Source organism: Runella sp. SP2, assembly GCF_003711225.1.
In the GTDB taxonomy this organism is placed as follows: domain Bacteria; phylum Bacteroidota; class Bacteroidia; order Cytophagales; family Spirosomataceae; genus Runella.
On record NZ_CP031030.1, the window covers coordinates 6,316,122 to 6,331,061 of the forward strand.

The following is a 14,940-nucleotide window of genomic DNA, read 5'->3' on the forward strand; positions in this document are numbered from 1 at the left end:
ATTAACTCTTTTTAACGATTTTGTCACATACTTATCATAGTTTGGAATCGTTTTTGTATTAGAGCAGTTATTATCCCCAAACCCGCTAAAGCTATGAAAGAGTGTGTGGTAGTGATTCCGACGTACAACGAGATTGAGAACATTGAAGCGATTATTCGCCGTGTGATGGGTCTTTCGCAGCCTTTTGACATCCTGATTGTGGATGATGGCTCGCCCGATGGCACTGCACTCAAAGTAAAAGAGCTTCAAAACGAATTTACTGGTCGCTTACATATTTTGGAACGAAAAGGTAAACAGGGATTAGGTACGGCCTATATCCACGGTTTCAAGTGGGCAATTCGGGAAGGATACCGCTATCTGTTTGAAATGGATGCCGATTTCTCGCACAATCCAGCTGATTTAGAACGCCTTTACCAAGCCTGTTCCGAAGGCGGTAGCGACATGGCGATTGGTTCGCGTTACATCAAGGGTGTTAACGTGGTCAACTGGCCAATGGGGCGCGTACTAATGTCCTACTTTGCGGGGGTATATGTGCGTTTCGTAACGGGTATGCAAATCATGGATCCTACGGCGGGTTTCATTTGCTACAAACGCGAAGTGCTTCAAGGCATTGGTCTCGACGACATTAAGTTTGTGGGCTACGCTTTCCAGATTGAAATGAAGTTTAATACTTGGAAATACGGGTACCAAATTACGGAAGTGCCCATCATTTTCACCGACCGTACCAAAGGCGTTTCTAAAATGTCCACCAAAATTTTCAAAGAAGCCGTACTAGGCGTACTTTATCTTAAAATTCGCAGCTTCTTTAAAACCTACATTCGCCATAATGAGCCGAAAGAGGTGCCTATCATGGGCATTACTGAAATGGCGTAATCCAATTTTATTTTTCCCAAAAACCGCTTTAGACACTCCTAAAGCGGTTTTTTTATGTTGTAAAAAATATTTTTCGTAAAATGTATTGACATTATATGTATATACATATATATTTGCATCATCAATTTTGATATAACTCAATTAAGACAATACAGCAATGGCAACTTCAACATGGGTAATCGACCCAACACACTCAGAAGTACAGTTTAAAGTAAAGCACCTTGTGATCTCAACCGTAACAGGTAGCTTCAAATCATTTGAAGGTTCAGTTCAAACCGAAGGCGATAGCTTCGACGGGGCGAGCATCCAATTTACAGCCGACGTAAACAGCATTGACACCAACATGGAACAGCGCGATGGTCACTTGAAAAGCGCTGATTTCTTTGATGCAGAAAACTTCCCCACACTTTCGTTTGCTTCTACGTCATTTGTACAAAAAGGTGATGATGAATTTACACTTACGGGAGATTTGACCCTTAGAGGTGTAACAAAATCTATCAGCCTTGCCGTTAACTACGGTGGTCAAATGGTAGATTTCTACGGAAATACCAAAGCAGGTTTTGAACTTACAGGAAAAATCAACCGTAAAGATTTTGGTTTGAACTGGGGAGCAGTAACCGAAGCAGGTGGTGTGGTAGTAAGCGACGAAGTAAAACTTCACTTCAATATCCAAGTAGCGAAACAAGCGTAATGAGACTTGAGTAGCAAAGCAAAAGTTAAATTTGCTTTGCTACTTACAACAAAAGCGGCGATTTTCAGATGGAAATCGCCGCTTTTGTTTGTACTACTAGAAGAACTACTAAGCCGCTAAAGGCGAAGCAGTGCTTAAATCTAGGCTACGCGACTCAGCCAACAACGCTTTGAGGTCGTTGCGGCGGCGGTAGTTTAATCGGATGGCACGCCACCAAATGTAGCGCTGGTGCTTTTCCGAATTTTGTGCCAATTCGAGATCTGCTTTTTCCTCATTATAAGGAAAATGAAATACCCCTGTTCGTTTGAACGAAAGCGGTATTAGCTCTTCAAAGCCTGTTACCATCGCTTCATTGAGCGAAGTTACAACTTCCGCAAGCTGCAATTCGTTGGTAGCATTTGGTTTTACCTTAATTTTAGGTGGTGCTACCAAGCCCAAAGCCAGTCCAAACTGCTTCATAAATTTAACGAGAGAAATCTCTTCCAGGATCACTGGTGCATATACCTCTGGGCGCGTAAAGAGCTCTTTTGCCGCCAATACGCGGTAGAGATACTTACGGTTCTCGGCACTGATACGAAGTTTGTAATACCCCGTTTTACCGTGCCTACCCAAGTATTTTCTTACTTTGGTAGGCCCTGCGTTATAAGCAGCGGCTACCATCGACCACGACCCAAGTTCGTGGTACAGATTGACAAAATACTGACAAGCAGCGTGTGTAGATTTCACTAAATCTTCCCGCTCATCGACGTTTTCGTTGATGACTAAGCCCATCGCACGGGCTGTTTGTGGCATAAATTGCCAGTACCCATAAGCACCTCGGTGTGAAACTGCCTTTGCTTCAAGTGCACTTTCGACTACGCACAGGTATTTAAAATCTGAAGGGACTTGGTACTGCTTTAGAATCGGTTCAATCACACGAAAGAATTTCTGCGCGCGAGGTTTTATCTCTTGAAGGGGCATACTAGCTGTATGCATCAACGCAGATTGAAAATAAGTAAGTACCTGCTTTTCGTAAACTGGCAATGGTTCGTCACAAAAACGGATACAAGTAGATTCGTTAAAGCCCTCGGCTTGCGCTCCTACTGTGTACAACAGAAGTGTTGAAAGAATAAGACATTGTTTCCTTTTCAAAACAAATTTTGGTTAGTTAAACATTGCGACGTATAGTCTTAAAAAAGTCACAGGACGCCGCTTTTCCATAGCTGATTTTGCTTTGTTAACGTAAAGTTAGTAAAAAATTGTACAATTACCCAATTATTTATCGGTAGATTATCAGGTAGTTGCAAAAAACCACTCTACGTTTTATCACAAAGGAATCAAAAACCGTGCCTAATTCTTAGCTGTTTTTACGGGCAAAAGTCAATAAAAAAAGGCTGCCTTTTTACAGCAACCTTTCTTCTGGCCTTTGGGGCTTTTATTGGTTATTTGGCCAAAGCATCGGCTATTTTTCGGTCATTTGCCAAACGAGGGACTTTGTTTTGCCCACCTAATTTCCCTTGCGAACGCATGTAATCAATGAACGCATTTTTGGGCAGGGCATTGATTTTAAGCGGCCGTAAAATACTTCCCGAAATTAAGTCATCGTAATAGACGTTTAATTTTGCCAAACGTTCGTCAATGTCTTTGGCAAATTGCTCCATGTTCTTAGGGAGTGTTGCAAATTCAATGAGCCACTCGTGATAAGGCAAACCCTCAGAAGGAGTCACCATCGGAGCCACCGTAAACTCTACGACTTCAGTTTCGGGGTGGCGCTGCATCGCGTATTGAAGTGCCTTTTCCACTTCTTCGCCAATGACGTGCTCACCAAAGGCCGAAATAAAGTGCTTGATGCGCCCAGTTACCAGCAAACGGTAAGGGTCTTTAGACACAAATTTCACGGTATCACCGATTGAGTACCCCCACAGTCCTGCATTGTTGTTGATAATCAGGGCGTAGTTTTTACCGACTTCCACTTGTTCGAGGGTCAAGCGAGTGGGGTTTTCGTTGAAAAACTCGTCAGCAGGAATAAACTCGTAGAAAATACCTGTATCGGCCAACAACAACAAGCCTTCAGAATCTTGAGAATCTTGGTAAGCAATAAAACCTTCCGAAGCGGGGTACATTTCAATTGAATCAATTTTTTTGCCAATCGAGTCAAATAATTTGGCACGATACGGTTCAAAATTTACCCCACCATAAACAAATAACTGAAAGTCAGGGAAAACATCTTTGATGGGTTTGCCCGTACGCGCAATGATACGGTCAAAATACATCTGCACCCAAGGCGGAATGCCCGAAATCAGGGACATCCGTTGATTGATGGTTTCGTCGATGATACGCTCTAGCTTCTCTTCCCACTCTTCGATGCAGTTGGTTTCGTAAGAGGGCATTTGGTTGGTGCGCAGGTACGCGGGCACGTGGTGGTTAGAGATACCTGACAAACGACCCGTAGGTACACTTCCTTTCGTATCTAAAACGGGACTGCCCGACAAGAAGATAAGTTTTTGGTCTAAAAATTCTGCTTTGCCTGTTTCGTGAATGTAATTCAAAAGGGCATTGCGAGCAGAATCAATGTGATTGGAGATAGAGTCTTTGCTAATAGGGATGTATTTGGTGCCAGAAGTAGTACCCGAAGTTTTGGCAAAATAAATAGGCTTGGCAGGCCACAGCACATCGTCTTTACCGTCGATGACTTGTTGGATATACCCTTTCAAGTCTTCATAATCCCGCACAGGGACGGCTTGTTTAAAATCTTCGTACGAATGTATGTCCTTAAAAAAGTGCTCTCGTCCGAACACCGTATGTTTGGCTTGACCAATTAGGCGCTGACGCCAATTGTCTTGAGCGGCGGGTGCATTGTACATCCACCCTTGTTGCTGGTTAGCAATGTACCGAGCCAGCGGCTTACTAAGCGAAGAGCGAAAGCCCATTTTTTCGTAGTTATAATGGTTATACGGAAAGGCGATACACCTACCGACGCACCAAAAATAGACGATTTATGGCGTTTGCTCAAAAAAAGCGTTGTTTATCTAATCTCTACGACTTTAAATTCGGTTCTGCGGTTGCGTCTGTATTCGGCTTCCGTACAAATCACCCCGTCAACGCACCCGTTTACTGGCATACTTTCGCCCATTCCTGTTGCTTTTAATCGCTTACGAGCTACGCCTTTTGCTACCATGTAGTTAACAATTTCTTGTGCTCTGTTTTGGGATACTGTTTTGTTGCGACTGGCTTCACCACGGCTATCGGTATGCGAAAGAATTTCTGCTTGCAACGACGGATAACGCTTCATCGTAGCCACTAGCTTGTCTAGTTCACGGGCGGCGTCGGGGCTAATGGTACGTTTGCCTTGGTCATGATAGATATTGTCTAACTGCACGATATCCCCCTTTTTTAGTAACCCCACGTCGTTTGATAGTACTTTTGGTGCGGTTTTCTTCGGTACTCTGGCGATTTTGAGGGTGTTTGTACCGTAAGTATCTTTGGAGTAAATCAAGGTATAGTCACAACCTTCCAGGATCTCAAAATCATACTTACCATCAGGCCCTGTAATCGTTTCGTATATTTTTTTATCGCATTCGTTTCGTAGCCTTACCAATACTCCTTCAATCGGTTGGCGGTCGGTTTCGGTCCGTACGATTCCCCTAACGCGCGAATGTTTGAGGTGTTGGAGCGAATCAGTCAGGGATGTTTTTTTTTTTTGAGGGTCTTCGTTTTGGCTCACCATGGTTTGAAGCACCACAGGATGCGCCAAACTAAGTTCAAGTCGCGTGGGTTTGTCGTCGGTCAGGTGGTGGGTAGAAAAACCAACGGTATTATCAACAAAACCCTCTTTTGACACCGTAAAAATAAAATCGTTATCAGACGCCAAACAAAGGTGTGCCCAGCCATCGGCATCAGTCTGCAGTGTTTTCTCGGTTGACTCTCCTCCGATTTTGGAACGAATGGCAATCGTTGCACTGTCGAGGCGTTGCATGGTTTCGGCGTCAAACACCCGCAATAACAATTCCCGACATTCGTACAACGAGCTTTCACGCGTGAAGCGGTAAATATCATCGTCGCCCTCGCGTCGGTTGCTACTAAAATACCCCGTAGTACGTGCGCCGTCGGTTACAATGCCAAAATCATCGGCTTTAGAGTTGATAGGAGCGTCGAGGTGAATGACCTCAATCACCTTAGTTCCGTCTTTGCTCAACACGGCATAGTACAAATCAAGGCCGCCCAATCCCCCTTTTCTTCCCGAGGTAGAAAAATAGAGATTCCCTACTTCATCCACAAACGGAAACACTTCATCTTGGCGGGTATTGAGCTCTTTGCCCATATTAATTGGCTTCGACCACTGTTCATTTTCCCAACGCGATACGTAAATATCTTTTCCTCCCATTCCTTTTGGCATATCTGATACAAAATACAACAAATTGCCGTCTTTGCTCAACGCTGGGTGGGCTGTAGAATATTCGTCGCTGTTAAACCCAAGTTCTTGCACGTTGGTCCAGTCGCCATTTCCCCACTGCGCCGTGTATAACTTTAATTTGATGTTTTTGTCTTCACTCATCCCTTTTTGACCTTCATTGAAGTTATTACGGGTAAAAATGATGCGTGAGCCATCAGCACTAAAAGTTGCGGGGCCTTCGTGAAAGCGGGTATTCAATTCTTTGCTAAACGAAATTGGCTTGCCAGGTTTGGCCACTTCTCCCGTGGATGTAGCCGCTTCGCTGTTAAGTCCGTAGGAATTATAGCTGCCTAAAGTGCGCGAATCGTTAGAGGTTGGGCGCGTGTAGGCATCACTGCCCAAACGGCCATTTTTGGAAGCAGAGGCAGTAGGTTTATTGGTCTCTTTGCCACTTGTTTCTGTTCCATCCGAATGAAGCGTGGTCGTTGCTTTGATTTCGTCGCGATTCGGAATATAAAACAAATCGAGGTAACCTTTTTGAGTTGATTCCGAAGACACCGAGGTTTTTCCCGACAGATATACCAAGCCGTTTTTATAGTACATAGGGCTAAATTCGGCGTCGGAGGTATTAATTCCCAGGTAATCTAAACGGTACGTAATTCGTTTTTTAGTATAAGTTTGGGCACTTTGCATTTGTCGGCCTTCTTGCTGTTTTTCAGCTTGGTAGCGCTCAAAATACCGTTGCGATTCTTGCATTTGCCCGAGGTTGGCTAACACTTTTGCGTAGTGTAAATAGTGCGTAGTAAGTCCTCCCGATAGCCCTTGTTCTGCCAATGCTTGCTGGTAAAAACTAGCGGCTCTTTCGCTATCGCCCAATTGGAGATACGCATACCCCATGTTGAGAAAGGTTATCTGACGTTGATTTGCAGGTAGCAATCCATCGTCGATCACGTCTTGATACAATGCAATTGCCTTGGCGTAAGCTTGTGTATCAAACTGACGATTGGCTTGTTGGAGCAATGTCTCACGAACGGGCGTTTGTGCCATTGCTGAAACTGAAACCAATGCAGCTAAACAAAGATGCTTGAGTTTATTCATGGGTGATTGCATTTTTACCCAGTAGGGTTCTCCTAATAATTTTTTAACGAATGATGCTTAACGACTTATTGTCAAAAATCTTGAAAACTCGCGTCCATCACTCAGTTTAATAACATAGAAATAAGTTCCTGTCGTGAGTGCCCCTTGCAGGCCTCCGTTCCAGTCGTTTTTATAATCATCGGCCTGATACACAACTCCTCCCCAGCGGTTGTAAATCTCCACCGAAGCCTTGAGTGCGGTTGGCTTTTTAATCACAAAAAAATCGTTGATACCGTCTGAATTAGGCGAAAAACCTTCGGGAATAAACACGTCTTTGTCGTCACCACGGAGGGTGTTCAAAGCAATGGGCGTTGGTTCTGCATCGTCGGTAGGGTCTTCGTTTTGGTTAATGTCGGGCCAATTGCCATTGGCAGATTTATCAGCACAAAGATGGCCGTTCATGTCCAATGCCGTTACAAAAGCTGTATTGTAAAAAACCGAGTCTTGGGCGTTGGTAAAATCTATGGTTGTTTTGAAATTGACCGCCCGTGCCTGCCCTGCCATTAGATTGCATTCTTCGGGCACCAGCAGTTCATAGTTGCCATTTCGACCCGTAAAGGTAGTATCAAGCCCCCATTTTACTTCGGTGTTTGTGACAGGATCCATCACTACCACCGACGGTTTTCCGACAATCACAGCACCGTTGTTAAACACTTTGTCGAGGCTATCGACCATTCGTACTTCCACGAGGTCGTTGGCGCCCATGTTTACTACCTGAATGCTGTATTCGATTTCGAACAGATTGGTACTGAGTCGTTTCCAACTTTTTACCATTTTGTTGACCCCAATCATTTCTTTCGGTTTGTCGGTATTTGCATCTATTTTTAGTTCTACCAACGACGAACCTGCCTGACAAGGACCTGCTCCATCGGGGTCGTCGCTGCTAAACCGAATCGTCACTTTTCCCGCCTGACGATCTTCGGGCGAGGGGGCATAAATCACTGACAATCCATTGGTTGTGTTAAACGTTCCTGTGCCATTGCTACTCCACGTCCCTGAGCTGGCGGAGCCTCCGATTTTACCTTCAAGGTAGTGGTTGCCAATGGTTGTCCGCTCCGTTATGGTGATGAGCGCTGTCGCAGGGTTATTGATACATACCGCCAATGGCTTTTCGCAAGGAGTAATGTTTACCGCCACTGCCGCTGGCGCACTGTAGCAACCATTGGCATTACGGGCGAATAAGTAGTAAGTACGATTTTCGGAGATGGCACCCACATCCGCTACCAACGCTGAAGTAGGGGAGTTACCCATTCGAGCTTCGTAATAAACCCCTTCAGCAGCTTTTTGTTGAAGCGCACTGGACAAATCAACCGTTACAAATGGACAATTATTTTTGAGTTGGGCGACCACAACAGGCGTAGCAGGGGCTTGGCTTTGCACTGAAATAACCAATGGCTGCGACACGCCACTCTGGCATTCGCCACGCACACAAATGGCCGTATATTGGGTTTGTTGCGTTGGTTTTACGGTAAGGGTTCGACCTTGGTCATTCGTATTCCAAAGCACTGCACCGTTGCAGCTTTCTGCGGTTAACACCACTTCCTCTCCTTGACAGATGACGGTTTTTGATGTTTTTAGAACGGGCGTTACAGGTGGTGCTACTTCGAGCCGTAGGGTACTTTCTACTGCTTTACAAACTGACGATGCACAAAACACCGTATAATTGGTGGATGTTTCGGGTTTGACCGTTATGCTTTTCCCCACTTCTCCCGTTGACCATTTTATTTGCCCGCTGCAATTTCCTCGGGCTGTCAGTGTGCTGCTTTCGCCTTTGCATACTGCCGCTTTTGTGGCAGAAATCAGTAATGGTTCGCCTCCTAGGACGGACACGATGACGTCGTCGGCAAAGCAACTTACGCAACCTTCGGTTCGGCAGGTGGCCGTATATTTTGTGGTGTTGATGGGTTGCACTTGGATGCTCGCCCCCAACATGCCATTCGACCAAATGAAGTTCCCTGCGCAGCTCGTGGCCGTCAGGGTAACAGTATCGCCCAAGCAGACGCTCGTTTTATTGGCTTTTACAACAGGCGTTGCGGGAATCGTAACGGTAATTGGGAGGGTATTTGATGAAGCGCTTTTGCAGCTATCTTTTTGACAATAGGCGGTGTAGGTGGTTGTTTGTGATGGATATACCGTCAGTGGGCTACCTGTTTTGCCATTCGACCAAACCACGGTTCCACTACACCCTGCTGCTTTCAAAATAATCGGCTGCCCAGCACAGGTCACTTGCTTTTCACTACTTATCGTGGGGGCCGACAATCCATCGCAATCTTGCACACTGCTTGCCCAACTGAGCTGAGCTAGGAGTGTTGTCAAGAAAAACAAGCCGATTGGTAATGATATTTTCATAAATAACTGTAAACCCTAAAAATTTTCAGTTAATAAAAATATCATAAATCGTGCCAAAGGCATCTGGACAAAAAAATAGGGAACGCTTTAAGGCGTTCCCCATCCCGTTTTGCCAACGTAAAGATTATATTTTCCTTACCTTCGCTGCATTCACGCCTTTTTTGCCTTCCACAGCCTCAAACTCAACGCGGTCTTTCTCACGAATGACAAGGCCACCTAAAGCAGTCACGTGTACAAAAATTTCTTGTTGTTTGTCGCCCGGTTCGTCAAGTATAATGAAACCATACCCTTTTGCTTCATTAAAAAACTTTACTGTTCCTGTTTGCATTGTACTACTAAAATTAAGAAAAATGAGAAAATAATTTAAGGGATTGATTGCCAATCACCTCATTTATAAGAACATTACAAAGGCCCGACAAGCGTTAGTCAGTGAGTTAAAAAGTAACAAGCTCACTATGAGAAAAATGCCTTGACTATCTTTGCATTGCATTCACAATGAAGTTTTGATGCAACCTTGAAACAAAATTATAAAATAAATGTTACATGTCAAGTTATCTAACTTGTTATTAAAAGGCTTGACATTCACATTTTCGTTCTGTAATTTCGCTTCTAAACTCTTCTAAAACGCTATGTACCGTTTCCGATATTTTATTGAAAACCAAATCTTTGGCGTTTGTTCGAGGTTGGGCGAAGTTCTCAACATTTCGGTCAGCAGCATTCGCCTCTACTTCATTTATGCCTCGTTCCTGACGTTTGGCTCTCCCATCATCATTTATTTAGCCATGGCTTTTTGGATGGAAATTGGCAAACATTTGCGCCGTCACAAAAATCCTACCATTTGGGAATGGTAAGTTACTAATTAGGATATTTTTGTTTTTAAGAACGATTTTACGACTTCCAAGCCACGGTGAAAATGACGATTATTAGGAATAATCAAGTCGGCATCTGCTTTGGAAGGCTTGATGAACTGTTCGTAAGTAGGAAAAACGTGGTTTTCCCAGCGGTAAAGCACGTCGGTCAAATCGTATCCACGTTCCACTTGATCACGAATGATACGTCGCTTGAGTTTGATGTGCTCTTTGGCGTCAATGTATATTTTTAGGTCGAGCAACTCAGAAATTTCTTTGAAATAAAACACAAATATACCTTCGACCACGATAATGGGAGTAGGCCGAAAAGTTAGCATTTGTGGAATAATATTGGGATTATTAAAGGTATATTCTAGTTTTTCAACTGGTTTACCTTCTCGAAGTTGGATGATATGTTCGGCGTACGAACGGTGGTTAATCGCAATAGGTAAATCAAAATTATGAACCCCATTTTCATCCACTGGGACCTCGTGCCGAGGACGGTAATAGTGGTCTTGTGAAATAAGGCAAATTTCATCATCTGAAAATGCGCCCATCAAACTATTCAAAAAATACGTTTTTCCCGATGCACTCCCGCCCGTGATACCAACGATAAAAGGTTTTTTCATCCGGTAAAGTTACAGTTCCATCCGCAAATACTGAACTTCCAGCACGGATTTTGTACACGATGCCACAACAAATTGTTAGTTTTGCATTCATTTATTCTATTTTTAACTATGCCCATCACAAAATTTACTATCGCCTACTTCCGATGTTGCTGCTAACCTGTTTTGAATTTTAGTCTAAAACCTGAATAGTAGCAACTTATATATCTCATGAACCAACCACTCAAAATTTATAACTCCCTCACTCGACAGAAAGAACTTTTTGAACCCATCAACGCTCCGTACGTAGGAATGTACGTATGTGGGCCGACGGTTTATAACTACGTACACCTTGGGAATGTACGTACTTTTTTGACGTTCGACACGCTCTTCCGCTACCTTTCGCACATCGGTTATAAAGTGCGTTATGTTCGGAACATTACCGATGTAGGTCACCTTGTGGGCGACGGCGACGAGGGCGAAGACAAAATCGGCCGCATGGCAAAATTGGAGCAGTTGGAGCCCATGGAAATTGTTCAGCGCTATACCAACGATTTTCACCAAGTGTTGGACCAACTTAATTTCCGTCCGCCGAGCATTGAGCCTACTGCCACGGGTCACTTGATTGAGCAAATCGAGGCCGTTAAAGATCTTATTTCAAAAGATTTGGCTTATGAATCAAACGGTTCGGTTTATTTTGACATCAATAAATACAACGGCCAAGGGCACAGCTACGGAAAGCTTTCGGGTAGGGTATTGGACGAGCTTTTGACCGAAACCCGCGAACTCGAAGGAACCAGCGAAAAGCGCAACCCGCTCGACTTTGCCATTTGGAAAAAAGCCGCCCCTGAGCACATCATGCAGTGGGAATCGCCTTGGGGTAAAGGCTTTCCAGGCTGGCACCTCGAATGTACTTGCATGAGTACCAAATACTTAGGGAAACAGTTTGACATTCACGGCGGTGGTATGGACCTTAAATTTCCTCACCACGAATGCGAAATTGCCCAAGGAACGGGCATCAACGGCACCGACCCTGTGCGCTATTGGATGCACTCCAACATGCTCACCGTCAACGGGCAAAAAATGTCAAAATCACTTGGAAACTCGTTTTTACCACGTGAGCTGTTTGCTGGCGACCACCCGCTGCTCGACCAAGCGTACAGCCCGATGACGAGCCGTTTCTTTATGCTACAGTCACAATACAGAAGTACGCTTGACTTCTCCAACGACGCATTAAAAGGCTCACACAAAGCCTATAAGCGTCTAATGAATGGGTTAAAAGCCATCAAGGAAATGGTGTATATCCCTGCCGAAGTAACTACTAGCAGCGATGAAGTAGGCTTGAAAGTATCGACGCCATGCGTTCAGGTGGATGAGAAAAAAGTCGCTGACATCAAGAAATCAGTACAAGCCTTCTACGATGCGATGAACGACGACTTAAACACGGCCGTGGCTATCGCGCAGCTATTTAACATGTTGAAATATATCAACATGCTTTATTTGAACCAGCTTGTTCCTGCGGCTTTGGGAGAAGACGGATTTGCGGCACTTAAAAACAACTTTATCACTTTTACGGAAGAAATTCTGGGTTTGGTAGAAGAGCGCAGCGAAAACGATGCTGTCTTAAACGGTATGCTTAACTTATATCGGGAATACAAAGCCGCTCAACAATACGAGAAAGTGGATCAAATTCGTTCCTACTTCAAAGCTCAAAACCTGGTCATTCGCGATATGAAACACCGCATCGACTGGGCATACGAAGAATAACTGGCCACCAACCTAACACATTGATGCAAAAGAGAAGCGCTTATTTTAGTTATATACTATTAGCCATCTTTGTACTGGCAGGGGTTTTGTACATTGCAAGACCTCTGCTAGTTGCAGATCGTGAAGAGGCTGCACCAGTAGCCGAAGCCCCTGCGCCATCGGCAACCCCCGAAAGTTCGACCCCAGCTACGGCTCCCGCCGCTACGAGCAGCGGCATTACCAAAGAGGGTGAAGTCGCTTTTCTGCGTGGAGGTCAGCAACTCCGCAAAATCGACGTTGAAATTGCCGAAAACGACGCAGAACGGGCCAAAGGATTGATGTTCCGACCTTATCTTTCGGATTCGGTAGGAATGTTGTTTGTATTTGAACAAGCTACCCCTCAATCATTTTGGATGAAAAACACGATGATTTCGCTGGACATTATTTACGTTGACTCTGCAAAAAAAATCGTTTCTATTCAGAAAAACGCGAAACCTTATTCGGAAGAAAGTTTGCCTTCCTACGGCGAAGCACAATACGTAGTGGAAGTAAACGGCGGTTACTGTGACAAATATGGTATCAAAGTGGGTGATGCGGTTGCTTTCTAATACTAAAAATCACTTTAAAAGGCCCAATTGTCGGCATTGATAAACGAGGCATAAGGCGATGAATCTGGAAATAATCAAAACAGAATTATTGGAGGATTACCTAACGCTAGTTCCCAAAGATTTAGCACAACGTTTTGATGCCCTGAAGGATGCAGACATTTCAACCGATACGTTTAGCTTTCATACGTCAGTAGCTTCGGTTTTTTCAAGCAAAATAGAAGGCGAAGAGATTGAATTAGATAGTTATATCAAACACAAAAAATTTGGCATTAAGTTTTTACCCGACTATACTAAGAAAATTGACGACCTGTATGATGCTTATACTTTTGCCAAAACCAATGTGTTGAATAAAACAAACATAAGCAAAGCACATAAATTATTAAGCAAACATATAGTTGCAAAACAGCAACAAGGCAAATTACGTACACAAAATATGTATGTAAGTACGCCCGATGGAAGGATTGAATATGTAGCAGTTTCCCCGTATGAAGTAGAATCCGAAATGGAAAAGTTCTATCATGATATAGCAGTGCTTTTGAAGCAAAAGCTAACCACAGAAAAAGCTTTCTTTTTTGCAGCTATGATTCATTTGGCATTCGTAAAAATTCATCCTTGGAACGATGGCAACGGCAGAAGTGGAAGATTGATAGAAAAATGGTTTTTAGCTCAAAAATTAGGCGAAAAAGCATGGTTTGTACCCAGCGAAAGAAACTATTATGAACACCACCAAACCTATTACCGTAATTTACGTCTGTTGGGGTTAGAATATCCTGAGCTTGACTATTCAAAAGCACTGCCTTTCCTATTAATGTTACCCAATAGTTTATAATTTACGCGAACTTTTCAAGAAATGTGCCTTTAGGCACTACCTATTTGTAGTTATAGGAGCCTATTTTCTTATTTCAGTGTGCCGTAGGTACACAACATCGCTTACAAGTGGTGTACCTATGGCACACCAAATCGGACAAGCCCTCATTGTTCTACAAATGTTAAGCCTCTATGAGGCCCAAAACCAAGCACTTATCTTGAAAAGTTCGCATTATAATTATCAAAATCCAGCCTCAACGGTACCTTGTAAAACTATAAAGAATGCGTAAAGCTAATGTTAGCGGTAATGCTAAAACAACAACGAAATTAAAGAGATGCCTCCATATTATGACATTTACGGGCTTTCAAGACAACGTGACAAAAGAACCATTGAGAAGTTTCTAAACTATTTTTCAATAAGGGAAAAAATTGAAAATAGAGAAGGGCAAGAAATTGCCGTTTACAAAAATGAAAAATATAATACAGAAGAAACTTGGACAGCAATAAGTACTTTGACAGAAGTAATCGACTTTGGACTTGAAAATAAAAATTTTGGTTTCGCATTTTATATTGGCGACAATTTGAAAGAAGGAATCAACCATATTATTTTAAAGTTTACGTTTGATGGAAAAATCATATTTGGAATATCTGTTAAAGAAAATAAAATTGACGACAATGGAAATTTGATTGATAATTATGGTAAAGCACTTGAGATCGAGAAGAAAATTGCAGAATTGACAAATTCTACAAAGACCTCTATTCAATTTGAGTATGCGCCATCAGACGATGAAGAAGAGTTTGACAATGATATTGAAATGTGGCGAAATATGAACGAAGAGAAACTTAAGAAATAAGCACATACCGCTAACACGGGTTTTGCGTTAGTGGGCGGACAGTGCGAATA

13 protein-coding genes are annotated in these 14,940 nt (G+C 43.4%); 7 read left to right on the forward strand and 6 right to left on the reverse strand.

Annotated features, from left to right (window positions below; genetic code table 11):
* Positions 1 to 93: 93 nt before the first annotated feature.
* Together DTQ70_RS25400 and DTQ70_RS25405 are read left to right on the forward strand one after the other, a co-directional pair.
* Positions 94 to 873: a polyprenol monophosphomannose synthase gene (locus DTQ70_RS25400; RefSeq protein WP_122933393.1), complete on the forward strand. Its 780-nt coding sequence runs from the start codon at positions 94 to 96 to the stop codon at positions 871 to 873.
* A gap of 157 nt (positions 874 to 1,030) precedes the next feature.
* Positions 1,031 to 1,564 (forward strand): YceI family protein, encoded by a 534-nt coding sequence (locus tag DTQ70_RS25405; RefSeq protein WP_122933394.1) that lies wholly within the window; start codon positions 1,031 to 1,033, stop codon positions 1,562 to 1,564.
* 108 nt (positions 1,565 to 1,672) lie between these two features.
* Here the strand turns inward: DTQ70_RS25405 and DTQ70_RS25410 are convergent, their stop codons facing one another.
* The 5 genes from DTQ70_RS25410 to DTQ70_RS25430 form a co-directional block, all read right to left on the reverse strand.
* A complete protein-coding gene (locus DTQ70_RS25410) occupies positions 1,673 to 2,695 on the reverse strand; it encodes a lytic transglycosylase domain-containing protein (protein ID WP_164490204.1) in 1,023 nt (340 codons plus the stop codon).
* A 290-nt stretch (positions 2,696 to 2,985) separates the two neighbouring features.
* Positions 2,986 to 4,473, reverse strand: coding sequence for a GH3 auxin-responsive promoter family protein (locus tag DTQ70_RS25415; RefSeq protein ID WP_122933396.1), 1,488 nt, complete (start codon positions 4,471 to 4,473; stop codon positions 2,986 to 2,988).
* Between the two features lie 95 nt (positions 4,474 to 4,568).
* Positions 4,569 to 7,034 carry an OmpA family protein gene (locus tag DTQ70_RS25420; RefSeq protein ID WP_122933397.1) on the reverse strand — a complete coding sequence of 822 codons (2,466 nt, stop codon included), beginning with the start codon at positions 7,032 to 7,034 and terminating at the stop codon, positions 4,569 to 4,571.
* 57 nt (positions 7,035 to 7,091) lie between these two features.
* The gene (locus DTQ70_RS25425; protein ID WP_122933398.1) at positions 7,092 to 9,422 is read right to left on the reverse strand and encodes a gliding motility-associated C-terminal domain-containing protein; all 2,331 of its coding nucleotides are present in this window, start codon (positions 9,420 to 9,422) and stop codon (positions 7,092 to 7,094) included.
* Between the two features lie 124 nt (positions 9,423 to 9,546).
* Entirely contained in the window at positions 9,547 to 9,750 is a 204-nt protein-coding gene (locus tag DTQ70_RS25430) for a cold-shock protein (RefSeq protein ID WP_122933399.1), read from the reverse strand.
* A 301-nt stretch (positions 9,751 to 10,051) separates the two neighbouring features.
* Between DTQ70_RS25430 and DTQ70_RS25435 the strand changes: the two genes are divergently transcribed.
* Positions 10,052 to 10,273, forward strand: coding sequence for a PspC domain-containing protein (locus DTQ70_RS25435; RefSeq protein ID WP_028525989.1), 222 nt, complete (start codon positions 10,052 to 10,054; stop codon positions 10,271 to 10,273).
* 8 nt (positions 10,274 to 10,281) lie between these two features.
* On the opposite strand, the gene udk is transcribed toward DTQ70_RS25435, so the two are convergent.
* Positions 10,282 to 10,899 (reverse strand): uridine kinase, encoded by a 618-nt coding sequence (gene udk / locus DTQ70_RS25440; RefSeq protein WP_122933400.1) that lies wholly within the window; start codon positions 10,897 to 10,899, stop codon positions 10,282 to 10,284.
* A gap of 207 nt (positions 10,900 to 11,106) precedes the next feature.
* On the opposite strand from udk, the gene cysS reads away from it, so the two are divergent.
* From cysS to DTQ70_RS25460, 4 genes are all read left to right on the forward strand, one after another.
* Complete coding sequence (gene cysS / locus DTQ70_RS25445; RefSeq protein ID WP_122933401.1) at positions 11,107 to 12,642, forward strand: cysteine--tRNA ligase; 1,536 nt, start codon at positions 11,107 to 11,109, stop codon at positions 12,640 to 12,642.
* Between the two features lie 23 nt (positions 12,643 to 12,665).
* Positions 12,666 to 13,229, forward strand: a complete 564-nt coding sequence (locus DTQ70_RS25450) for a DUF192 domain-containing protein (RefSeq protein ID WP_122933402.1) — start codon at positions 12,666 to 12,668, stop codon at positions 13,227 to 13,229.
* Between the two features lie 58 nt (positions 13,230 to 13,287).
* Positions 13,288 to 14,058 carry a Fic family protein gene (locus tag DTQ70_RS25455; protein WP_122933403.1) on the forward strand — a complete coding sequence of 257 codons (771 nt, stop codon included), beginning with the start codon at positions 13,288 to 13,290 and terminating at the stop codon, positions 14,056 to 14,058.
* 313 nt (positions 14,059 to 14,371) lie between these two features.
* Positions 14,372 to 14,890: a hypothetical protein gene (locus DTQ70_RS25460; protein ID WP_122933404.1), complete on the forward strand. Its 519-nt coding sequence runs from the start codon at positions 14,372 to 14,374 to the stop codon at positions 14,888 to 14,890.
* Positions 14,891 to 14,940 lie beyond the last annotated feature (50 nt).

Coding starts and splice junctions, on each gene's coding strand:
- DTQ70_RS25425 (WP_122933398.1), bottom strand. CDS start 9,422: ATGAAAATATCATTACCAATCGGCTTGTTTTTCTTGACAACACTCCTA.
- cysS (WP_122933401.1), top strand. CDS start 11,107: ATGAACCAACCACTCAAAATTTATAACTCCCTCACTCGACAGAAAGAA.
- DTQ70_RS25400 (WP_122933393.1), top strand. CDS start 94: ATGAAAGAGTGTGTGGTAGTGATTCCGACGTACAACGAGATTGAGAAC.
- DTQ70_RS25415 (WP_122933396.1), bottom strand. CDS start 4,473: ATGGGCTTTCGCTCTTCGCTTAGTAAGCCGCTGGCTCGGTACATTGCT.
- DTQ70_RS25435 (WP_028525989.1), top strand. CDS start 10,052: ATGTACCGTTTCCGATATTTTATTGAAAACCAAATCTTTGGCGTTTGT.
- DTQ70_RS25430 (WP_122933399.1), bottom strand. CDS start 9,750: ATGCAAACAGGAACAGTAAAGTTTTTTAATGAAGCAAAAGGGTATGGT.
- DTQ70_RS25455 (WP_122933403.1), top strand. CDS start 13,288: ATGAATCTGGAAATAATCAAAACAGAATTATTGGAGGATTACCTAACG.
- DTQ70_RS25420 (WP_122933397.1), bottom strand. CDS start 7,034: ATGAATAAACTCAAGCATCTTTGTTTAGCTGCATTGGTTTCAGTTTCA.
- DTQ70_RS25460 (WP_122933404.1), top strand. CDS start 14,372: ATGCCTCCATATTATGACATTTACGGGCTTTCAAGACAACGTGACAAA.
- DTQ70_RS25405 (WP_122933394.1), top strand. CDS start 1,031: ATGGCAACTTCAACATGGGTAATCGACCCAACACACTCAGAAGTACAG.
- udk (WP_122933400.1), bottom strand. CDS start 10,899: ATGAAAAAACCTTTTATCGTTGGTATCACGGGCGGGAGTGCATCGGGA.
- DTQ70_RS25450 (WP_122933402.1), top strand. CDS start 12,666: ATGCAAAAGAGAAGCGCTTATTTTAGTTATATACTATTAGCCATCTTT.